The organism is Flectobacillus sp. BAB-3569 (assembly GCF_002270355.1).
Classification (GTDB): Bacteria; Bacteroidota; Bacteroidia; order Cytophagales; family Spirosomataceae; genus Flectobacillus; species Flectobacillus roseus.
Genome location: NZ_NJFZ01000008.1, coordinates 19,348 through 42,337, shown reverse-complemented (window position 1 = coordinate 42,337; position 22,990 = coordinate 19,348). Strand labels below are relative to the sequence as shown.

Genomic DNA, 22,990 nt, shown 5'->3' with positions numbered 1-22,990 from the left:
ACAAATAAGGTTGACGAAAATTTCGTCAACCTTAAACCTCAACTTTATTTTGTAATCAATATTTCTTTTGTAATACCAACAATGGAATTTGCGAACTGAGCGTCAAGTGCTTGATAATGCTTTCGTGGAAAAGTTTTTCGACAAAACCTTTTGGGCGTTGAGCCAAAATCACAGCATCTGGCTTCTGATTTCGAATGTATTTGTCGATACCTACGATGGTGTCGTCTCGATACAAATTACGGAAAATGATTTTTTCGCCTCCGAATTCCTCTTCCAACAAATCAATGATTTCACTTGACGGGAATATCTCTGGACTCAAGTATTCCTTTACATGAATCAATTTGGTATGATCTATTCCCAATAGCGCTCCAATGTTGATAATTTTGTTGATACAGCCCACTTCATCTCCTTCTAAATCACTGGCATATATCACTTCTTTAATAGCCTGAATCGTAGATTGTTGCGGAATAACCCATACAGGAATCTTACTTTTCTGGGCAATACTCAATGCTGTTGACCCAAACAGATTGGCCAATACACCTCCTTCTCCTAAACTTCCTATTACCAAAAAATCTGCTCGAACTTCGGCTGCCGCCTCCAAAATATTGTCAACAGGATTGCCAAAAACCAATTTTGTTTCAAGCTTATTGGCTAGCACATCTCCATATTTTGCCAGCATATCGTCCTTGGTTTGTGCCAACAAAGTACGTGTTTCTTCCAAAGCTTCTTGCATCAAACCTTGCTGAGGCAAAGGCAGTACAAAGGGAGTCGTAGAAACAGGCGATTCGTAAGCATGTAACAAGATAATCTTTGCATCGATAAGCCCCGCCAGCGATACAGCAAAGTCAGCAGCATGTTTGGCATTGAGACTAAAATCTGTTGGCAACAAGATAGTTTTCATAGCTTTATCTGTTTTGTTGAGCACAAATCTCCTTCAAAACTGCTATAACTTATATGAGTTCAGTTAGCTGATTTTGTGACCTTTATCAGTAACTCAGCTACTGATTAAAGTCATTATTTGTACCCTTTAAACTCATTCTATTGGGCTATTTCTTCTTGAATATTTGCTATCAAAACAGGGGATAAAATTTGAAATATTTATGGCAAGTCACACACAAACACCAGTCCTTATGTTGTTCTACGAAACTCATAAGGAAGAGTTGGAGGTTTTTGAGAGACTCAAAAAAAACAATCCAGCTATTGCAAGCTACCTTGCGGTTAGTGTAAAAAACAACCCAGAGGTAGCCAAAACTTTCAAGGTGACTCAATTGCCGACCTATTTAATTTTATACAATGGGAAGGAGTGTTGGCGTCATGTTGGAAATGCAAATATCGATTTACTGAAAAACAATCTAGCCTTGATTGAACCCATCAATCGTGAAGCATTCATATAATACAGTGCCTTTTGTCTATCATGACAAAAGGCCTGTAGCATTTGAACAATTATCAACAAACGACTTGCACTTCTACCATTAAGCACATTGTCCTCAGGCAAACCTACCGAGACCCTTCTACAACTATCGCTATTTTTAGTAATACCCCCTTGATTGAAAGGCTTGGTACAAAAGGCATTTCCAAGCATTTATCCTTTGCCTAACCTAAATCAATAAACAGCATGAAATCGCAATTTTACCTTCAAAAACTATTAACACTTTGTCTCATTATTGGAATCGTATGGAGTAATCCTTCTATTGCTCAATCACAAGAAGATTTAAAATCTTTTATCCAAAAATTACACACTGACCAAGCTTACACGAAAGAGTTACAAATAGAAAATCCTGCCGATGTAGTAGCATTTTACCAAAATTTAGCTTACAAAACGATTTGGCTAGAAGGTACATCAGATTATAAAAAAGAGTATCTTGATGTACTCAAACACGCTTCTGACTATGGACTCAATCGTACCAAATATCATTATAGTTATTTATCCACTAAGCATCTTCCTACGTTAGAGTATGAGCTTATCATGACACACTCCATCATGGAGTTTTATAAAGATATTGCCAACGGCATTACGTCGGTAGATTGGTCCTACAACGGTTTGGGATATAATAATCATTGTCTCAACCCTACTGCAATGCTCCTCAACACTTACGCCAAAGGAAGTGTCAAGGATGTGATCTCTTTTTTGCAACCGCAATCTTTGGGCTATCAGGCAACGCAAAACCTTTTGACTCGCTTGAATACTTTTGTCGAAAATGACAACTTTCAAGAACCTCTTGTCAGTCAGACTGCAACGCTATTAGAAAACAAGGAGCTCATCAAAAAGCTCTATTTTCTAGGCTTTTTACCTACAATGACCGACGCTAGTATTATCAAAGAAGGGATGATTACAAATGCGCTGAAAGGCTTTCAGTCATTATATAACATTGTACCAGACGGTATTCTTGGCCCAATTACCTTGTCAAAATTGTCGATTCCTTTAGTCAAACTACGTGCGCAGCTCATTCTTAATCTCAATCGTTGGCGAGTAATCAATTGCCTTGATAATCAGCGATATATTCAAATCAATATTCCTTCTGCTACTTTGGCGCTCTATGATCGAGATAGCTTGGTGATGCGCATGAAAACGATTGTGGGCAAACCTATTACCCCAACGCCAACGCTTTGTTCTGAAATCAATAAGATTACCTTTTTCCCTTACTACGAAGTTCCTAAAAATGTAGCCATCAACGAGCTATTGCCTGTGCAGCAAAAAGAACCTAGTTTTTTTGAGAACAATGGCTATCAATTAATCGATGAAAAAGGGTTTGTGCTAGAGGCCAATAGTATTGATTGGAGCACGGTGTCGAAAGACTATTTTCCTTACAATGTCCGTCAGGTAGCTGGCTGTGATAATTCATTAGGCTTACTCAAATTTGACTTTGAGAGTCCGTATGCGCTGTATTTGCATGATACCAATCGTAAAGATTTGTTTAGTAAAAATAAGCGCTATCTAAGCAATGCCTGTATTCGTCTTGAAAAACCTTATGAATTAGCAACCATGATTTTTCAAGATAGAAATCTGGTAGATGAGTTTGTCAAAAAGCGCTTTGAGCCACATTTGAGTCCCACAAGCTTTGGTTTAGAGAACCCAGTAAAAGTATTTATCACCTATATCACCGCCGATGTTGACGATTTTGGTAGTTTGGTGATTTATGACGATATCTATAAAAAGGATATTTTAAAATAGGGGAATAGGAATCATCACAATTGCAGATTGAAGATTCCTGATTGCGGAATTTTGTTTCTTACAAAAGGAGGATATATATCCAACATTAGGGTTGTACGAAGGATTTTATTTTGTTCAAAAGAGTTGTTATGACTAGTATTGATGTAGTGGCAACCATTACAATCGCCATTTTGAAGGTGGCAACTGCAAGAGTTGCCACTACATCAATTTTATTTTAGAGGCAACTCTAATCCGACATTGAAAATCATTAGTATCGCCTTGCCTACGTGCTCAACTCTTTCCAACAAAAATCATATATCCTAATGACTTTACTCTTAGTTTAGGGATGTACAATAAACCAAATTTGTACTGTAATCAATTGCTAATCAAGCAAGTCAGATTACATTCTTAGTATAAAACCGACCAAGTCTTTTTTATTTTTCTATAACAAAACAAAACCTTTATCATCATGAGTACTATCGAAAACCTGGAAGTTGATCGTTCATTTAAGTATCAATTCTATCACCGTGAAAACAGCGAATGGCTCAAATCTTTGGATTTTTTCAAAGAAGAAATTAAATATCTAAAAGGGCTTATTGCGAATGTTAACAAGAAAAACACTTCGCATGAAGTACAAAATGAAACCTTTATTTTCAATCGTGAATTAGATAGCCTTGCTGGCGATATTGACGCTGTCAATCAGTCTATCGTTGAAGAAGAATGGGGATTTGACGACGATGCCATGGGAAAAGATTTTTTGCTAGGCGAAGAAATCTATAATCGTCATATTGTTATCCGCGAGAATTTCCAAAAAGCTGAAAAAGCTTTCTATGATATCAAACACCGTTTATACAGATTTTTGTGTAAATCGTTGTAAAACCAACTGTTCGTTTTGTGCAGTAAAAAAAGCACATTTCTTACAAAATATTATTACTTGTTAGTTTGGGATGGCGAACGGTTTTCTTGGTTGAGGAAACCGTTTTTTTAGGTTCTCCGCCATTGTTGGAGTTATCTCCAGCAATCCCACAAGCTGCTTTTTTCACTTTGACTTTTATCAGTATTACTTATGACGAATGTTCTATGATAGGTTCCTAAAATGCAGGAACTTTGACATATCAAAAATGACAAACGCTATGGAAAATGTTCTATTTGAGCCAAAAACAAGTTCGTTAAAGTTTGAACTTTATCACAGAGAAAACCAGCAATGGTTATCTAATTTGAGCTTTATCCGTGACGAAATTCAGTACTTCGAAACTTGGATGGAACATTTGCAAGAATTGAACCTATCAAGAACATTACAAAATGAATGGATTGCTTTGGAGGAACAATTTGCGCAAGAAAGAGTAGAGACTCAAGCCTTGCTCAAAGCCATCGAACATGAAGAATTTCTTTTTGGATTGGAAACTCAACAGAAGGACTTTCAACTAGGCGAAGAACATTATCTAAAGCACCGCAACTTACGAGTTCGCTTTAGGGCTATCGAAAAAGATTTTCATACAAGTAAGCACTCATTTTATGAATTTATGACCGACATAATGAACTAGTTATGGAAACTTTAAAATTTGAGTTATGTCATTTTGAAAACACCAAATGGGCAGAAAGCTTGACTTTTTATGCTGATGAAATTAAGTTTTTTGTCAAGTTGCTCAATGATGTTTTGCAACACAATACGGCTGAAAACATTACCACAAAGGCAGAAGACTTTCTGGCATTATTCAAGCATAGCGAATCAGAGATAGAAGCTCTAGCTATTGCGATTTTGGCACAAGAAAAATCCTTCGCCGAATACGCTCAAGGCAAACAATTTTTGTTTGACCAGCAGGTACAAATGATTCATGAGCGTCGTCGCTCAGCGTTTCAAACACTCGAAAAAGACTTTATTTTACACAAGCATCAATTGTATCAGTTCTTGTCGAATGTGTTGTAATTGAAGTTATTAGTTAATCGTCTATCTGTTATTTGGAGTGTACGAAGGATTCTAAAACTGTCTATTTCAGATATCGGATGTGGGATTTCGGAAATGTAATCTTTTATTTTTTGAAAAAAATAGAGGTATTTTACTTTATTTCCGAAATCAGAAATCCCAAATCCGAAATTATTGGAAATCCTTCGTACAACCCTAATCTGTTATTCGAAAACAGATTCGTCATTAAAAGTAATGATACGGATAAGACGAAAACTTGATAACTTATTTAATGAGAAATAACAAGTGGTTTAGAGATAGATTTGAATGGCTCCCTTCTTTAAAGGAAGCCATTTTTGTTTGTGTAAAGAGCTTTAAAAATCGCTTAATTTAGTGAATTGAGATTGAGTGAATGAGTGATTATTTTTATTTGAAATTTACCAGTAGAGACGCAATGATTGTGTCCTAAGCCGAATAATATCTAGCTATGATAGTATCAAAAAAAGCGGTCGAAAAATAATTCCCGACCGCTTTTTCCGATTAGTGTGCGACTTAAGTCGCACACTAATCGGAGAAGAAATTCGCTACTATTTTAAATTCATCACTCAAAACTCCGCACTCTACACTCCATTATAACTCTACACTCTATTGTAATTCTTCAAGCGGATGTATTTTCCCTACTTTTGCATTACATTCTTCAGGAGTACCCAACTGCCATTCGTCGAGATTTTGAATAGTTTTATCTGCAATATTTGTCAGTGCTTCATTGGTCAAAAATGCTTGGTGTCCTGTGATAATAACGTTGTTGAAATTCAACAAATCAGTTAATAACTCATCACGACCTTCCGTTTCAAAATGATTTTTGAAGAAAATACCTCTTTCATTTTCGTAAACGTCCAACCCTAAATAACCAATTTTCCCCTCACGTAATCCTTGCAAGACATCTTCAGTTTTGATCAAACCTCCACGACTCGTATTAATTAGCATCACTCCCATTTTCATTTTGGCAATTTGCTCTTGGGTAATCATATATTTGGTTTCCTCAGTCAGGGGTGCATGAAGCGTGATAATATCAGACGTTACGAGTAATTCATTGAGTGTCACAAAAGTTACCCCTTCGTAGTCGTCGGCCTCCTCAGCGTATTTATCATACACCAACAACTTACAACCAAAGCCTTTCAGAATATCTGCCACCACTTTTCCAATAGTCCCCAAACCAATAATTCCGACAGTTTTTTGGTACATATCAAACCCAATCAAGCTACTCAAATCGAACTGGTAGTTATGAGCCTTCGTATCGGCCATGATGAGCTTTCTATTCAGCGCCATCATTAATGCCACCGTATGCTCTGCAACAGAATTTGGCGAATAATGCGGAACATTAGCCACTCGAATACCCAACTCGGCTGCTACTTTAAGATTGATATGGTCAACACCCACCGAACGGGTGGCTACATATTTCACGCCCAAATCATTTAAGGCACGAAGTACAGGCTCTGAGGCGTCGTCGTTGGTAAAAAGCACTACCACATCAAAGCCTTCTGCCATTTTCACGGTATCCATATTCAAGGGTTTGCCAGTGATAGTAATATCGTGTTTTTGTTGGTTAGCGTTTTGTAAAGAGGCTTTTTCAAACTCTTTAGTACTATAAATCAGCGCTTTCATACGGGATAGAATTTTGGTTAATAAAAGAAGGTTTAGCCTTTTTGATATTTCAAAATTATCTCCCTATCTCATTTTTACCCATGACATTTATCAGTCTATTAGCTACTTATGCTCATCCACACAACATCATGGCAGCTTTTAAATAAAAAACACATTTCTCTTTTTTCTTTCAAAAACGTCCTTTAAGTTTGTAGCAGACTTTAGGGGTGCCTTAATATACGGGCTGAGATTATACCCTTTGAACCTGAACAGCGTAATGGTTGCGAAGGAAAAAGCAGAGCAAAATACTTTTCGTAGAATAGCCATTGGTGGGCTATCTCCAAAATATTTCAAGCTGAAGTTTTTGATTAATGATGTAGGAAATTGTTGGGATAATTTGTCCTTTACAACTCTATTGTTTTGGGCTGTATCTGATAAATGTCGCTTCAATCCTAAACGGAGCAAAGTAGCATTCGCTCGCAAAATCATTTAAGCAAAAACCGTTCTGTCTAATCCACTCCTAAGGGTCGCGTTGGTATTTAATATTTTACAAACATGACCGTATTTATCAATTCAGAAGCTACAGACGTAGCATCCAGCTTCAAAGTCGAAGACTTACTCGAACAATTTCATTTGGCTCAAGTCAAAGGTTTGGCCATTGCGGTCAATGATATGGTTTTGCCCAAATCCGAATGGCAAAACCATGTTTTCGAAGAAAATGATCATGTAACGCTTATTCGAGCAAGTCAGGGAGGATAAAATTCCTTACTCCAATCCTATTGTAACATCATGTATTTTAACTCATCATTCTCCTATGAAAAAAAGTAATGAGGTAGCGCCTTCGACAGAAGCTATCAGCCGTAGTCCTTTTCCAAATTCTCGTAAGATTTATGTGCCAGGCGCATTGCACAATATTCAGGTGGCTATGCGTGAAATCAGTTTGACGGATACCAAAATTTCTGGTAACATTTTTACTAAAAATCCTTCGGTAGCAGTTTATGATACCTCAGGTCCTTATACCGACCCGAATATTGAAATCGACGTAAGAAAAGGTCTTCCAAAGCTTCGTGAAGAATGGATTATTGCTCGTGGTGATACTGAGCAGTTAGATGCCATTAGTTCAGAATATGGACAAGAGCGCTTGAATATGCAATCTTTAGATGAGCTAAGATTCAACTATTTGGCTAAACCAAGAAGAGCAAAAGCTGGACAAAATGTAACGCAATTGCACTATGCCAAGAAGGGCATTATTACTCCAGAAATGGAATACATTGCGATTCGTGAAAATCAAAAAATAGAATCTTTACAAAGCTTAGGTCATCAGCACGAAGGCTACAGCTTTGGAGCTAATACACCAAAAGGCGCAATTACGCCTGAGTTTGTACGTGAAGAAATCGCTGCTGGACGTGCCATTATTCCTGCCAATATCAATCACCCAGAGAGTGAGCCAATGATTATTGGACGTAATTTCTTGGTAAAAATCAATGCTAATATTGGTAACTCAGCCGTAAGCTCAAGTATCGAGGAAGAAGTAGAAAAAGCCGTTTGGGCTTGTCGTTGGGGCGCAGATACTATCATGGATTTATCGACAGGTAAGAACATCCATGAAACCCGTGAGTGGATTATCCGAAATTCTCCAGTACCGATTGGCACAGTACCAATTTATCAAGCACTCGAAAAAGTTGGTGGAAAAGCCGAAGATTTGACTTGGGAGCTATTTAGAGATACGCTTATCGAACAAGCTGAGCAAGGAGTTGACTATTTTACAATACACGCAGGCGTACTTTTACGCTATGTGCCACTTACCGCCAAACGTGTGACAGGAATTGTGTCTCGTGGAGGCAGTATCATGGCAAAATGGTGTTTGGCGCATCACAAAGAAAACTTCTTGTACACCCATTTTGAGGAAATCTGTGAAATTATGAAAGCGTACGACGTGAGCTTCTCATTGGGCGACGGACTTCGTCCGGGAAGTATTGCCGATGCTAATGATGCTGCACAATTTGCCGAACTTGAAACACTTGGCGAGTTGACAAAAATCGCTTGGAAACATGATATTCAGGTCATGATTGAAGGGCCTGGGCACGTACCAATGCACATGATTAAAGAAAATATGGACAAGCAATTGAAAGAATGTCATGAAGCCCCATTCTACACGCTTGGCCCATTGACGACCGACATTGCCCCGGGCTATGATCATATTACCTCAGGTATTGGCGCCGCAATGATTGGTTGGTTTGGTTGTGCCATGTTATGTTATGTAACACCAAAAGAACACTTGGGTTTACCTAACAAAAAGGATGTGAAAGACGGAGTAATTACCTATAAAATTGCAGCCCATGCCGCCGACTTGGCGAAAGGACATCCAGGAGCACAAGTGCGTGACAATGCCCTGAGCAAGGCACGTTTTGAATTCCGTTGGGAAGACCAGTTTAACCTTTCGCTCGACCCAGATACAGCACGTGAATTTCATGACGAAACCTTGCCTGCTGATGGCGCTAAAATTGCCCATTTCTGTTCAATGTGTGGACCAAGTTTTTGTTCTATGAAAATCACACAAGAAGTTCGTGATTATGCCGAAGCTCAGGGTATTTCCGAAGCAGAAGCTATTGACTTAGGCATGCAAGCACAAGCCAAACAATTCGTTGAAAAAGGCGCAGAGGTATATTTGTAAGTGATGTGTTGGGAGTTGTTCTTGCCTAAAATAGGTTGCCCTCAAGTTGACAAAAGAAAGGAGAACATGCTTTTGATTTTCTATGGTTGAAATACCAGTAAAAGTCGACGATAGAAATGAGATTTTATCTTTAAGGAAACAATAAAAGGCTTATTTTGACGATTTTAGGACAATAAAAACTTCATAATAATTCCATTAATCGGAAACATTTTTTTCTGAAAAGTATTGTATATTTTGAAGTTATCAATCATTGCTTTGCCTCGGTGTACTGCTATCTGAGGGCAACGTATTTTAGGCATTGATACAAAAATCTTATTGCTCAAAACTTATCACCCAACACTTAACATCATGTTTATACTCCTGCTCACACCCCCAGAATTTATCCCTGATGAAGTACAGCTATTAGAACAACTTTTTGAAGCTGGTCTATCGACTTTACATGTGCGTAAGCCCAATGCCTCTTTGGAACAAATTGAAGATTTTATTCGACAATTTAAACCCCAGTATATGAAGCGATTGGTGCTACATAGTCAATATCAATTGATGGCAAAATACAATATCAAGGGGATTCATCTTACTACGCACGTTTGGGAGGAATTACAAGAGCAGGGGCAAATGAAAGAATATATCCGACCTATACAGCGAAGAGGCCTAACGGTGAGCGCTTCGGTACATAAGTTTGAAGAAATACTGAAAATGCCTTCAAAACTCGACTATGTATTTCTCAGTCCCTTTTTTGACAGTATTTCAAAGCCGGGCTACAAAGCTGCTATTTCGCCAGAAGCGGTGGAGGATTTTGTATTTAACAATAGTAAAGTCCCTCCTATTGTAGCCTTAGGTGGTATTGAGTTAAACAATATTCATTTGCTAAAAAATAAAAATATCACTGGAGTAGCCTTATTGGGTAGCGTGTGGCAAGCACCCTCACCCATAGAGGCTTTTTCCGAAATACAAACAGCTTTGAGTTCTTAGAACCAAAGCTCAAAATTTAACAACACGATGATTTCAAGACTTCATTATATAACCCAAGATCTCACCCATATTCCTCACTGGGAGCAAGCACAACGTGCCTGTGAAGGTAGTGCAGACTGGGTGCAGTTGAGAGTAAAAACTCAAGAAGAATCACAATGGCTCGAAACAGCTTTACGCACCCAAGAAGTATGTAAAAGTTTTGGGGCAAAATTGATTGTAAATGACAATCCTCATATAGCAGCGAAAATACAATCGGAAGGTTTGCATTTGGGCAAACAAGATATGTCGCCTTTAGAAGCTCGCCAGATTGTAGGTGAAAAAATGATTATTGGTGGAACAGCCAATACACTCCAAGATATGCTTAAGCATGTGGCTAGTGGGACAGTGCAATACATTGGATTAGGACCTTTGAGATTTACGGATACCAAGAAAAACCTAAGTCCCATCGTAGGATTAGAGGGATATAAGCGTATTCTTTCTCAATTTAGAACTTTAGGCCACAATCTACCTGTAGTTGGTATTGGTGGCGTAAAAGCAGACGATATTGAAGCTTTATTGGAAGTAGGTTTACACGGTGTAGCGGTATCTTCCTTGGTAAATCTTGCCGAAAATCCTTCAGCAGTCACACAAGAGTTATTGAGTTTGTTAAACTTAGCGGTGAGCGAGAAATGAGCAGATTTGGAATTTCTGATTTCGACAATGTAATTAAAAAGTAGATTATACGTCCGAAATCCAACATCCGATATCCGAAACACGGCTAGTTTAATATCTAATATCTGAAATCCTCTTTCTCATTACTCAGCTATGTCTTTACAAATTGCAGATAAAACCTTTCAGTCAAGGTTATTTACGGGAACTGGAAAATTTAGTAGTGCTTCTCTTATGGAAGAAAGCATTTTGGCATCAGGTTCAGAATTGGTAACTGTTGCCCTCAAACGAGTTAGTCTGACAGAAAAGGAAGATGATATTCTGTCATATCTTCAGCACGATTGCATCAATTTACTGCCCAATACCTCTGGCGTCCGCAATGCCAAAGAAGCCATTTTTGCGGCGCAAGTTGCCCGTGAAGCCTTGGAAACCAACTGGCTTAAACTCGAAATTCATCCTGACCCAAAATACCTCATGCCCGACCCTATCGAGACGCTAAAAGCGGCCGAGGAATTGGTCAAACTGGGTTTTGTGGTATTACCCTATATTCATGCCGATCCTGTTTTGTGTAAAAGACTCGAAGAGGTTGGCGTAGCCGCAGTTATGCCTTTAGGATCGCCGATTGGCAGTAATAAAGGCTTGAAAACGATTGATTTTCTAGAAATTATTATCGAGCAAAGCCGCGTACCTGTAGTCGTGGATGCTGGAATTGGAGCACCTTCGGATGCAGCCAAGGCGATGGAATTAGGTGCTGATGCGGTCTTGGTCAACACAGCTATTGCCGTTTCTGAAAATCCTGTTCAAATGGGCTTGGCATTCAAATATGCAGTTGAAGCTGGACGCATGGCGTATGAGGCCAAATTGGCGCCTATGCAACAACAAGCGGTGTCAAGTAGCCCATTAACGACATTTTTGAATTAGTGGAAAATATGGACTTTTATCAAGTTTTTCAACAATATACTTGGGACGAAATTCGTGAGAGTATTTATCAAAAAACACCTCAGGATGTCATACGAGCACTCCAAAAATCAGGCAAACGAGATTTGGAAGACTTCAAGGCTTTGATTTCACCCGCTGCTACAGGTTTTCTGGAAGAAATGGCTCAACTAAGCCATAGGCTGACTCAAAAGCGTTTTGGCAAAACTATTCAGATGTATGTTCCGCTATATCTCTCAAATGAGTGTCAGAATATCTGTACCTATTGTGGGTTTAGTTTTGACAACAAAATCAGAAGAAAAACGCTCACCGAAGAAGAGATTTTACAAGAAGTTGCCGTGCTCAAACACATGGGTTATGAGCATGTTCTTTTGGTCACTGGTGAGGCTAATCAGACAGTTGGTGTGCCCTATTTGCAAAAAGTAATTCGATTGATAAAGCCTTACTTTTCGCAAATATCTATCGAAATACAGCCCCTCGACCAAGACGAATATGAAATTTTGGTCGCTGAAGGTGTACATGCAGTTTTGGTATATCAAGAAACCTATCATGAGGAGGATTACAAAAAACATCATCCCAAAGGTAAAAAATCGAATTTTCAGTACAGAATCCAAACCCCTGACAGATTAGGTAAAGCAGGGATTCACAAAATGGGTCTGGGAGTACTTATAGGCTTGGAAGATTGGCGGGTTGACTGCTTTTTCACGGCTTTGCACTTACGCTATCTAGAAAAACGCTATTGGCAAAGTACTTATTCGATTTCTTTTCCACGACTTCGACCATTTTCGGGTGGTTTAGAACCCAAAGTCGAAATGTCAGATAAAGAGTTAGTGCAGCTGATTTGTGCCTATCGTATTTTTGATGAAGAGGTAGAACTCTCTATTTCTACCCGAGAAAATGAGATTTTTAGAGACAATATTATCAAACTAGGTATTACGTCGATGAGCGCTGGCTCTAAAACCAATCCGGGTGGCTATGTCGTCGAACCCGAATCTTTGGAACAATTTGAAATCAGTGATGAGCGCTCACCACAAGCAATTGCCTCTGTTATTCAGGCTCAGGGGTATGAAGCCGTTTGGAAGAATTGGGATAGACTTTTGCAATGAGATAAATGTTGAATTGTGAGTTTGAATATGTCCTTGCCTAAAATAGGTTGCCTTATCTTCAGTAAATTTTCAACATTATTCAATTCTTTTGAAGAGAAAGATGTATTGACTCAGAAAATCGTAAGGAAAACTAACACCATTTACTTTAGCTCCGTAGGAGCGACAGTTTGGTAGTTGAGTAATACTTCATGAACCAAGAAAAAGAGCGCCGTAGGTGCAAAAGAACACCAACTATCGTGAAGTCTTTCGCACCTACGGCGCTCTAAAGGAACTTTTATTTCTATATATTCTACCAAACTGTCGCTCCTACGGAGCTTTTCTCAGCAATAATAATACTATTCACTAAATCTAAAAAGCAACCTATTTTAGGCAAGGACAAAGGACAAAGCACAACTCAAAACTCTCAACTTATAATTCAGCATTTATACTTACTTATCATTCATCAAAACCAAAAAAGCTTAAGGCAGAACCTTAAGCTTTTCTTCATTACACCAATATAAAAAATCCTAACGGACTTCTTGTCTTTTAGTACTCAGTAGTTTGAGGATTGAAATTCGTCCATTTTTGAGTCCAATCATTTGAGCCATCAAATGCACCTCTGAAACTCGCTGAATCGAAACCTGTTGGCAATACTACGCCATCAGCTAATATTCTTGAACCTTTTTGTGGGCTGAATTTTGGAGCACCCAAAAGGTTGAAATCTGCTTGTAAACCCAAATCAGTTAATGACCAGCTAATAGCATTTTTGCGATTAGCATCATTAAACATGGTTGTCTCCACATTCAAAATTGGAGTAGTTGCACCTGTAATTACAACACCTCTATAATCTGACTTACCATTTTTGAAATTCTCTTGCGACAACGTTCCTTCCAATTCTAATCCAGCTTTAGGGAAAGCACCGTTTACCACTGAATTGTAGATACTCAAAGCGGAGTTACGTCTGATACGGAAAGCTGAACGGTATTTTTTGTCAACTGTGCCGTTGGCGATATAGATACTCACGTTTGCAAATTTGGCAGAAGTTTGTGGCAATGCCGTCGAACCTGAACCGTCGTTATCTGATTCAAAACCGTTTGAGTCAGAACAACTACACTGGTCAGCTACTAATGGGTCACGAAGTGCTACTGCATATTGCACATTTCCTGAGAATCCATTATCTGTATCAAAATCATCATCCAACGTACGGTACGAAATCAAGTGTTTTGCATTTACAGCACCACCAAACCATTCGTAAGCGTCATCGCCAGAATGAGAAACTTGAACATAGTCGATTTTGGTTCCGTAACCTACACCACCCAATGTCAAACCATTAATTTCTTTATCAGTTTCGAAAGCAACACCTGCAAATTCGATACGTACATATTTCAAAATACCTGAGTTATCAGCATCGTTGGTGCCACCAAAAGTTGTTACGTTTTCACCTTCAATGGTGATAGGCGTCTTATTTACTTTAGCTTTACCTAAAATAATTACACCACCCCAGTCACCTGCTTTACGTTGTCCGATTGCTTGGTTAGAGGTAAAAACGATGGGTTTATCTTCTGTACCTTCAGCCAAAATTTTGGCACCAGGTTTGATAATCAAAGTACCTTTTGTTGGCAAATCACCCTTGATAATTGTTCCTGGCTGAATCGTTAGGGTTACGCCTTCTTCTACATACACAAAACCATTTAAAAGGTATTTCTTATCGGCAGTCCAAGTGGTATTTGATGTAATAGAACCTCTTACTACCACCATTTCGCGACTTGCTACTGGTGTTGGTTCCTGAAAATCGTTTTCCAATTTACCACATGAAGTAGTTGCTAAAGCAATGGCAGCAATGTAAAGAAGTTTATGTATATTTTTCATGATTTCTGATATTGGCTTTTGACAAAATAGTTAAGCTATGGCTTCTGTTTATTCTGTTAAAAAAGTTTGTGTACGGTTTTACAAAACTGAGTTTAGTTTCACTCCTGAAGCTATCACTCAACTAATGGATTTTGATAATTTACTGATAACTGATATACAATTAACCAATCTTCTTACTGGATTAGAACTTGTAGCTGATACCGATAGTTGATGTTGTACCACGTTTGTATGTTCTAAACACATCATCTTTACCAGTTTCAATTTTCTTATCGTTGTTGGTATCATTGTAGAATCTAAATGGTTGATTCAACAAATCTTGGATACCTACTTTCACTTCGATATGCTTTCCAAAACCTTTTGTAAGGTTTAAGTCAATTACATTTCTTGGCATTTCGTATACAGTTGGGAATACTACGCCATCACCTACCAAGAAAATACGCGAACCTACTACGTTGTAAAGAATGTTGGCAGATAAATTACTTTCGTTATCGTTGTAATAAACCCCAGCGTTAATCAAGTACGGAGACTGACCTTGTAAGAAGCGACTGTCTGAAGATTGTCCGCTAAAGCCTGTTTTTACATCAGAATCAATAATTGAAGCGTTCAATAAAAGTGTTAGGTTATCTACAAACTTTGAACTTGCTAAGCCTTTCAATGATTTACGCATTTCTAATTCCAAACCTCTACTGAATGCTTTTTCTGCATTTCCAACACCGAAGGCAATACCCGAACCTGCGTTCAAAATTCTTGCTTCGATTGGGTTAGTAAATTGCTTGTAGAATGCAGCAAGTGAGATTACTTCACCTTCAGACGGATAGAATTCGTAACGTAAATCGTAGTTTGCAATAGTTGCTGTTTTCAACTCAGAGTTACCTACACGTGTTACGTCATAGTTAAAGTCATAATAAGGGAATGGCGCTAACTCACGGAACTCAGGACGGTTTACTGTTTGACTATAGGCTGCACGAATCTGGTTTTTCTCGTTCAATACATAAGAAAGTGTTACAGAAGGCAACCAGCTTAATAATGGTCTGTCAACATTTAATTTTTCACCACTACCACGTTTCAGCGTTACTAACTGCTGACGGTTTTGTTCTACTCTTACTCCAAACGAAGCATTGAATTTGCTTGAGAAAGGAACATAAGCGTTTACATAACCAGCATACAATTCGTTACGAGCTTTGTAAGCATCTTCGTATCCAGTTCCTTCGTTATAAAACAATCCAGTTGTAGACAAGTTAGCTGGGTCGAAGAATTTTTCAGGTGATTGTGTCAAAATTGCATCACCAACATTGTTAGCATTTACGATACCAAACCAACGAGCAGCGAAATTACGGTCTTTCTTCTCCAAATATGTACCAGCACGAAGCTTAATCAATTCTTTTTCAGTGGCATCTGCTTTACCAATACGATGCTCTAAATCGATACGTCCAGATACTACATTTTCAGTTAATGCTGAGTAAAAACGTGCCGCTTGTTGCAAGGTTGGACTTTGCGATTGTTGAATATTGATGGTAAATGGATCGTTGCTACCCAATGTACGGCTCGAGGTAAAACGACGGTTGTCTGGTTCTTGACGGTTTGTGTATCCGTAACCACCTGTCCAAGTCAACTTAGTCATATCCGACAATTCATGCGTACCGCTCAACTGACCTGAATAGATACTCTTTTGTTCGTAAGTCATCGAGTAGTTTTTCAACTCAATATTATTGTTGTTATAACCATTTCTCAAAACAGTTTCTTTTGAACCTAATTGGTTAAACAAATTACGGAATTCGATTTTGTTGGCAGGATTAATAATCAACGCCCAGTTTGACATTACGCCTACTCTAACGTTTTCAGCATAAGCATTATCGTTGTAAGCAAACTCCTTTTCACTAGTAGTATTACCCGCATCAGCATTGTAAGCGTAACGATAAAATTCAACATTTGGCGTTCTTTGATGCGTTAAGCTGTAGTTGATGGCATTGATAGTCGCTAATTCAAAATTTCCTACATTAAAACGACGTGTCATTCCTAAGTTACCTCTAAAGTCTGGCAATACCGACAGTGAGCTTTGGTTGAAATAACTTGGCAAAGATTTGAACGCATTTACAACAGCAGGAGTATTAGCACCCGATAGGATAGTACTTGTGCTAGGGATAGACGAAGGCAAACCTCTTAAACCATTATCAAAACCTAAAAAGTCAGTACCGCTTCCTTTATACGAAGTAGCTGTTTGAAAAGTAGTATTGCTACGATGTCCTAATGAAAAACCAGCTGTGAAAGAATTTCCATCAGGGATAGTTTTAGTATAAATCTTGATTACACCACCACCAAATTCACCAGGAAGGTCAGCCGAACCCGATTTGAAAATCAACATACGGTCGATAGCAGAAGAAGGAATCAAGTCGAAAGAGAAAGCTTTTGTATCTACTTCAGTAGAAGGCGTAATGGCATCGTTGAGCAATACTGTATTGTAACGTTCGTTCAAACCACGCACAATCACAAAACGGTCATCTTGAATAGATACCCCAGGCACACGACGTACAACCGCCGAAGCGTCACGGTCTTGTGTTTTTTGGATTTGCTGTGCAGAAATACCAACGGCAATTTGTTCTACTTTTTTAATTTCTGTAATAACTGAAACCTCAGTTCCTTTATTTTTAGTACCACGTACTACAACAGCATCGAGTGTAGTGTTGGCCTCAGCAATCGTTGTGTTGATTAGGGTTGTTTTTCCTGCTTCAACTCTTACATTTGAAATTACTTTGTTTTCGTAACCTACAAATGAAAAAACTACAGTGTGAACTCCAGCAGGTACACGCGATAATTCAAATTCGCCTTGCATATTTGTTTGTGTACCGATTTGCGTACCATCAATTCTTACCGCAGTTCCTAACATAGGCTCGTTAGATTTTGCATCTTTAAGGCTACCCTTGATACTACCCGTCTGAGCGTAAGACGCAATGGTTATGAATAAAAGTACGATTGTGCTGAGTAAAAATTTGCGTTGCATGTGTATGTGTATTAAATAGAAATATCTCTATGTTTTCGACGCAACAAAATTATTACTTGAATATTACCTCTGTGTTTGTGAATTTTAAACAAACTGTTAAGGATAATATCCATTTGATAACATTCTATTAACATTGGAAATATTGGCTTAACAAAAGGTACTATATGAGTATTTTATTTAACTATTTATAGCAAAAAGTACTTAGGTGCTCTATTAATGAAAAATTAACTGTGTTAAGTTGGTGGGTAAAATAAAATTTAAGATTGAGCTTTGGGCTTTCGGCTCTGGGCATTCGGCAAAATATATCTATCGTTACTGAAAAACATTTTAACACTCTTTGCCTCTTGCCTAGTGCCTCTTGCCTAGTGCCTCTTCCAGATAAGCTAAAGTCGGTAGGTTTGTATCAGACAAAATATGATGCAATCAAATCTTGTCCAATACCATTTGCTTTAGCATGGTTCTTGCTCAAATATTTTACTATTATTATATCGTAGTAAAAGTTAAATTTGTAAGAACAAAGAGGGGCATAACCTCAGCATTAGCCTGCCTTTTTACCTTTTTCAAAAAATGTCAAAGAAAAATAAATCGCCAAAAGTAGAAACACAGTCACCCAAAGAGACTTCAGAAACGGTTATAACAACTCCTTCGGGTACTTCAAAAAATACCATTTTAACCATCATCGTATTTGCAGTTGTTGTATTGCTTGGATTTAGCGGTGGTTTTAGCAATCAATTTGTAGATTGGGACGACCACGTATATGTAGTCGAAAATATCCTAGTTACCCATCCATCAGGACATTGGCTCGAAGCTTGGCAAAGCCATGTAGCCAGTAATTATCATCCTTTAACGATGTGGTCATTAATGCTCAATGCCGCTATGTCAGGAGCAGAATCGGCACGGGCATTTATCGTAACCAACACTTTTATTCATTTTCTAAATGTAATTCTTGTCTGGGTGTTGGCTCAGAAGCTTCTTGAAAGTTATGAGACAGGCGAACGTCAAAAGAAATTTATTGCCATTCTTACCGCTCTACTTTTTGCCATTCATCCCATGCGTGTCGAGTCGGTTATTTGGGTGTCGGAACGCAAAGACGTTTTATATGTATTTTTCTTATTGTTGGGTAGCTTGCAGTATTTTAAATATGTGGATAAAGGTCAAAAATTGATTCATTTGATATTTTCATTCTTACTATATCTAGCTTCATGTTTGTCGAAAGGACAAGCTGTTATTTTTCCATTAGTCCTCTTACTTTTTGATTATTGGCGAAATAGAGAGTTTTCGTTAAAAGTTTTTGTGGAAAAAATCCCGTTTTTCGTGGTATCGGTTGTATTCGGTCTAATAGCCATCAATATACAAGGAGGAGGAAATTTGGGAGGAATGATTCACCCAATTGCGGCAACAGGCGTGGCTTTCAAACCAGAAGATATTAGCTATTTCAAAACGATTACCTACGCAGGATACGGTTTTATGATGTATTGGGTGCACTTAGTGGCACCAATTGGTTTGCGCTCGATGTATATGTACGAAGACCCAACACTTTTTCATTCTGAATATTATTTGGGATTGGTCGTAATGCTTGGCATTTTGGGCTGGGGAATATTTAATATCAAGCGAAATAAACTCATCGCCTTTGGGATTGGCTTTTTTACGGTAACTATCATTCTAGTACTTCAAATTTTGCAAGTGGGTGGTGCTATTATGGCCGACCGATATACTTATTTGCCCTATATAGGTTTGTTTTTTATGCTAGCAGTAGGTATTTCAAAACTAATAGAAAATCCCAAAATGCAGCAGGCTGTATGGGCAGGCTGTATCGTTTGGTTAGGAATTTTGCTTGTCATTACTAGAAAACAAGTAGGAACATGGCGAAACTCAGGAACATTATTTTCTCGTAGAATAGAACTCGCACCAGAAAAAGACGACAGAGCCTACAGTGCCGCAGGACAATATTATGGTGCAAAAGAGAACAATTTAGACTTGGCGATTGCCTACAGCGAAAAGGCCATTCAGTTGGGTTACAAAATTGATGTTACACCATTGGGCAATCTAGCTTCGGCTTATGAACGTAAAGGCGACTATCCTAAAGCAATCGAATATTTGACCAAAGCTATTCAGCAATTTCCATCAGCGGATACCTATCTGAATCGAGGAAATACGTATCTCAATGCCCAGATGCCAGACAAGGCACTTCCTGATTTAGAAAAAGCACTCACGATGCCCGAAAACAAGCGTATTGGTGTAAACTACGGTTCTTTGGCGACCGCACAACTTAATACCAACAGAACAGAAGAAGCCCTCAAAAACTTCAACATAGCCATAGACCAATACGGAAGTCAAAACCCTGAGCATTTTTATAATAGAGGTGTAACTCATCATAAATTAGGTCATTTAGAGGCGGCAATTATTGACATTAAAAGATGTTTACAATTAAAACCAGACCATCCACAAGCTACTCAAGCATTGAGTCTTTTGGGAGTGAAGCGTTAGACTTTAGTTTAGTGAATGTTGACATTGGGGTGATTCCCTAACTATTCATCAAACATGAGTCATCCCGAATTTAGCGATTTAGTGAATGAGTGGTTGAGTGATTATGTAAAAATTTGTTTTCCATCAGTAGAGACGCAATGATTGCGTCTTAGGTCATATCTAGCATAGTAGCATCAAAAAAGCGGTCGAAAACATATTTTTCGACCGCTTTTTTGATAAAAATTTGGAGAATAATCCTAATCCTAAAAATTAGGGATGACTCATGTTTGATACTATATTTCAAAATGACACCTCTTTGGACGCAAAGCATTGCGTCTCTACTAGTTAAAAATAATCACTCATTCGCTAAATTTATACAATCTCAACCCTCTCAATCTTCGGAATCAGCAATTTCAATAGCGTGAAGGCTATCATATAGGCACTGGCGGCGTAGGCAAATAGAGGGGTGTAACTACCTGTTTTTTCTAATACCCAACCTATAACCATCGAAAATAAGACGCCTCCTAAAGCGCCTGCCATACTGCCAAATCCTACTACCGTAGCTACGGCATTGCTCGGAAATATATCTGACACAAGGGTATAGGCATTGGAAGACCATGCTTGTTGTGCTGCCAAGGCAATTCCTACCATGATGACTGCAAACCATAAATTGGTAAAATAACTTCCGAAAAACATGGGCAATACTGCACATGCACATACCAAAAATGCAGTTTTGCGGGCGCTGTCGATACTATATGATTTCTTCTGAATCAGCCATGTCGGGAACCAGCCCCCTATTACACTACCCGCATCGGATAATAGATAAACGGTCATCAATGGCAAACTGAGTTTGCCAAGGGGAATACCAAAGGTTTTGTCCAAAAATTTAGGTAACCAATACAGATAAAAATACCATACTGGGTCAATCAAAAACTTCATGATAGTAAAAGTCCAAAGGGCTTTATAATTCAAAAGTTCTCGCCAAGCAATGGGCTTTACGGCTTGTTGTTCTGACTGAATATACTTGAGCTCCTCCTCGCTTACACTTGCGTGCTGGTCGGGCGTGCGATAATAGCTCCACATCCAAATGACTACCAAAAACCCCAATGCACCTGTCATAATAAAGGTGGCTTGCCAACCAAACTGTATGGTCAATAAAGGAACCAATAAAGCTGCTACGATTACGCCCATGTTCGAGCCAGCATTGATAATACCTGCCACAATCGAGCGCTCATGTGCAGGAAACCATTCCGAAGTAGCCTTGATGGCCGCAGGAAAATTTCCCGATTCTGATAAGCCTAAAAATACTCTAGCTAGACCAAATCCCATGGGTGTGCCCACAAAAGCATGTGCCATCGATGCCAAACTCCACAACAAAATGGTAAGTGTGTAGCCCAATCGTGTGCCTATGCTATCCAAAATACGCCCTACAACGGCCATTCCAATCGCATAAGATAACTGAAATGCACTCACGATATAGCCGTACTGAATTTCGTTCCAGCCAATCTTTTTTTGTAAGTCACTTGCCAAAATACCCAATACCTGTCGGTCAAGTAAATTGATAGTGGTAGCAGCAAAAATCATCGCACAGATTGTCCAACGTATTTTACCTTGTGGTTTGGTATTCATAGTTTTAGTTTAGGAATATAAGAATTAAGGCTGAATGACGAGTTAGGGTTGTGAATTGTGAGTACTTTCAAATAACAGATATACCATTAACTGATAACCTATTCTCCCATTTCACTAAGGTATTTGCTGTACCAATTCAAGCACTACACTTGGGTCGTGTTCAATACCAAAATAATCTAAATATAGCGAAACTTGGTAGTCAAGTGTATGATGTCCGTGATGGATTTGATAGCCCATAGATGCTGCTTTTTGTAGAAGAGCGGTCTCTTTAGGTTTCATGATAATGTCTGCAATGACGGTATGTTTCCCAAACGATTCTGGTTCGAATGGCAAAGGGTCATTAGGTTGTAATCCGCTATTACTAGCATTAATCGCCAAATCTATATCACTTGGAGGGGTATGCTGTGCCAGTATTTTGACTTCGGGATAATAAGAACGTAATCTTTCGGCAAGTGCTTCTGCTTTTTCAGGAAAAATATCATTCAAATACAAAGTCGAAATTCCAGCATCGCAAAGCGCCACCGCCAAAGCACAACCTGCTCCTCCTGTACCCACCAAATACACGCTTTTACCTTTACAAATAACTCCTTTGGCTTCAAGGCCAACTACAAAGCCTAGACCGTCGACGGTATCGCCGTATGAGCGACCTTTTTCGTCAAATCGAATCAGATTGACACTTCCCGAACGTTTTGCTCGTTCGGTAGCTTCATCGACCAAATCTACCAAAGGATTTTTATATGGAATCGCAATCGTCATTCCTTTGAAATTATTAAAATGTCTAAAAGCCGTAAAAATGCTAGAAAGATTGGCAGGTTCAACTTCTATAGGAATCCAGATGGCGTTGATACCTAAGGCAGGAAAAACCTGATTCATCAAAATAGGTAAGCGAATCTGTTTGACAGGGAAACCTGGCGTCGCAAATACCAAAGTTTTACCGTCTATTTCGGGGGTAAATATTGTTGTATTCATAAGTAATTTAGTAGAAAAACGCCAAAGTTTTTCGCCTATCCTTTAT

The 22,990-nt window shown here is 38.6% G+C and carries 19 protein-coding genes and 1 riboswitch; of the genes, 12 read left to right on the top strand and 7 right to left on the bottom strand.

The genetic code is table 11. The features are described 5' to 3' along the window. Positions 1-55 precede the first annotated feature (55 nt). Positions 56-901 carry a universal stress protein gene (locus tag BWI92_RS08925; RefSeq protein WP_095162098.1) on the bottom strand — a complete coding sequence of 282 codons (846 nt, stop codon included), beginning with the start codon at positions 899-901 and terminating at the stop codon, positions 56-58. Between the two features lie 199 nt (positions 902-1,100). On the opposite strand from BWI92_RS08925, the gene BWI92_RS08920 reads away from it, so the two are divergent. The 3 genes from BWI92_RS08920 to BWI92_RS08910 all read left to right on the top strand — a co-directional run bounded on the left by BWI92_RS08920 (position 1,101) and on the right by BWI92_RS08910 (position 4,028). Beyond that, positions 1,101-1,394, top strand: a complete 294-nt coding sequence (locus BWI92_RS08920; RefSeq protein WP_095162096.1) for a thioredoxin family protein — start codon at positions 1,101-1,103, stop codon at positions 1,392-1,394. Between the two features lie 221 nt (positions 1,395-1,615). After that, positions 1,616-3,172, top strand: coding sequence for a L,D-transpeptidase family protein (locus tag BWI92_RS08915; protein ID WP_095162094.1), 1,557 nt, complete (start codon positions 1,616-1,618; stop codon positions 3,170-3,172). A gap of 448 nt (positions 3,173-3,620) precedes the next feature. After that, the gene (locus tag BWI92_RS08910) at positions 3,621-4,028 is read left to right on the top strand and encodes a hypothetical protein (RefSeq protein WP_095162092.1); all 408 of its coding nucleotides are present in this window, start codon (positions 3,621-3,623) and stop codon (positions 4,026-4,028) included. Positions 4,029-4,068: 40 nt separating this feature from the next. Here the strand turns inward: BWI92_RS08910 and BWI92_RS28470 are convergent, their stop codons facing one another. Continuing rightward, complete coding sequence (locus BWI92_RS28470; protein ID WP_255406683.1) at positions 4,069-4,194, bottom strand: hypothetical protein; 126 nt, start codon at positions 4,192-4,194, stop codon at positions 4,069-4,071. Between the two features lie 90 nt (positions 4,195-4,284). Between BWI92_RS28470 and BWI92_RS08905 the strand changes: the two genes are divergently transcribed. Together BWI92_RS08905 and BWI92_RS08900 are read left to right on the top strand one after the other, a co-directional pair. Then, positions 4,285-4,695 (top strand): hypothetical protein, encoded by a 411-nt coding sequence (locus BWI92_RS08905; protein ID WP_095162090.1) that lies wholly within the window; start codon positions 4,285-4,287, stop codon positions 4,693-4,695. Positions 4,696-4,697: 2 nt separating this feature from the next. Beyond that, positions 4,698-5,078: a hypothetical protein gene (locus tag BWI92_RS08900; protein WP_095162088.1), complete on the top strand. Its 381-nt coding sequence runs from the start codon at positions 4,698-4,700 to the stop codon at positions 5,076-5,078. A gap of 621 nt (positions 5,079-5,699) precedes the next feature. On the opposite strand, the gene BWI92_RS08890 is transcribed toward BWI92_RS08900, so the two are convergent. Continuing rightward, positions 5,700-6,719, bottom strand: a complete 1,020-nt coding sequence (locus tag BWI92_RS08890) for a 2-hydroxyacid dehydrogenase (RefSeq protein WP_095162085.1) — start codon at positions 6,717-6,719, stop codon at positions 5,700-5,702. A gap of 192 nt (positions 6,720-6,911) precedes the next feature. Then, positions 6,912-7,007, top strand: a riboswitch (TPP riboswitch). Positions 7,008-7,253: 246 nt separating this feature from the next. Here BWI92_RS08890 and thiS point away from each other — a divergent pair. The 6 genes from thiS (at position 7,254) to thiH (ending at position 13,034) form a co-directional block, all read left to right on the top strand. After that, a complete protein-coding gene (gene thiS, locus BWI92_RS08885) occupies positions 7,254-7,457 on the top strand; it encodes a sulfur carrier protein ThiS (protein ID WP_095162083.1) in 204 nt (67 codons plus the stop codon). A gap of 55 nt (positions 7,458-7,512) precedes the next feature. Next, the gene (gene thiC / locus BWI92_RS08880; RefSeq protein ID WP_095162082.1) at positions 7,513-9,372 is read left to right on the top strand and encodes a phosphomethylpyrimidine synthase ThiC; all 1,860 of its coding nucleotides are present in this window, start codon (positions 7,513-7,515) and stop codon (positions 9,370-9,372) included. Positions 9,373-9,720: 348 nt separating this feature from the next. Beyond that, positions 9,721-10,344: a thiamine phosphate synthase gene (locus BWI92_RS08875; protein WP_095162080.1), complete on the top strand. Its 624-nt coding sequence runs from the start codon at positions 9,721-9,723 to the stop codon at positions 10,342-10,344. A 27-nt stretch (positions 10,345-10,371) separates the two neighbouring features. Beyond that, positions 10,372-11,016 (top strand): thiamine phosphate synthase, encoded by a 645-nt coding sequence (locus BWI92_RS08870; RefSeq protein WP_095162078.1) that lies wholly within the window; start codon positions 10,372-10,374, stop codon positions 11,014-11,016. Between the two features lie 132 nt (positions 11,017-11,148). Next, a complete protein-coding gene (locus BWI92_RS08865) occupies positions 11,149-11,913 on the top strand; it encodes a thiazole synthase (protein ID WP_095162076.1) in 765 nt (254 codons plus the stop codon). 8 nt (positions 11,914-11,921) lie between these two features. Beyond that, positions 11,922-13,034 (top strand): 2-iminoacetate synthase ThiH, encoded by a 1,113-nt coding sequence (gene thiH / locus BWI92_RS08860; RefSeq protein WP_095162074.1) that lies wholly within the window; start codon positions 11,922-11,924, stop codon positions 13,032-13,034. A 525-nt stretch (positions 13,035-13,559) separates the two neighbouring features. Here thiH and BWI92_RS08855 read toward each other — a convergent pair. Both BWI92_RS08855 and BWI92_RS08850 read right to left on the bottom strand, forming a co-directional pair. Then, positions 13,560-14,882, bottom strand: a complete 1,323-nt coding sequence (locus BWI92_RS08855; RefSeq protein WP_095162072.1) for a hypothetical protein — start codon at positions 14,880-14,882, stop codon at positions 13,560-13,562. A gap of 181 nt (positions 14,883-15,063) precedes the next feature. Beyond that, complete coding sequence (locus BWI92_RS08850; protein ID WP_095162070.1) at positions 15,064-17,880, bottom strand: TonB-dependent receptor; 2,817 nt, start codon at positions 17,878-17,880, stop codon at positions 15,064-15,066. 567 nt (positions 17,881-18,447) lie between these two features. On the opposite strand from BWI92_RS08850, the gene BWI92_RS08845 reads away from it, so the two are divergent. Beyond that, the gene (locus BWI92_RS08845) at positions 18,448-20,367 is read left to right on the top strand and encodes a tetratricopeptide repeat protein (protein WP_095162067.1); all 1,920 of its coding nucleotides are present in this window, start codon (positions 18,448-18,450) and stop codon (positions 20,365-20,367) included. 351 nt (positions 20,368-20,718) lie between these two features. Here the strand turns inward: BWI92_RS08845 and BWI92_RS08840 are convergent, their stop codons facing one another. Both BWI92_RS08840 and BWI92_RS08835 read right to left on the bottom strand, forming a co-directional pair. Further along, positions 20,719-21,975 carry an MFS transporter gene (locus BWI92_RS08840; protein ID WP_095162065.1) on the bottom strand — a complete coding sequence of 419 codons (1,257 nt, stop codon included), beginning with the start codon at positions 21,973-21,975 and terminating at the stop codon, positions 20,719-20,721. A gap of 114 nt (positions 21,976-22,089) precedes the next feature. Further along, positions 22,090-22,944, bottom strand: a complete 855-nt coding sequence (locus BWI92_RS08835; RefSeq protein WP_095162064.1) for a shikimate dehydrogenase — start codon at positions 22,942-22,944, stop codon at positions 22,090-22,092. Between the last annotated feature and the right edge of the window lie 46 nt (positions 22,945-22,990).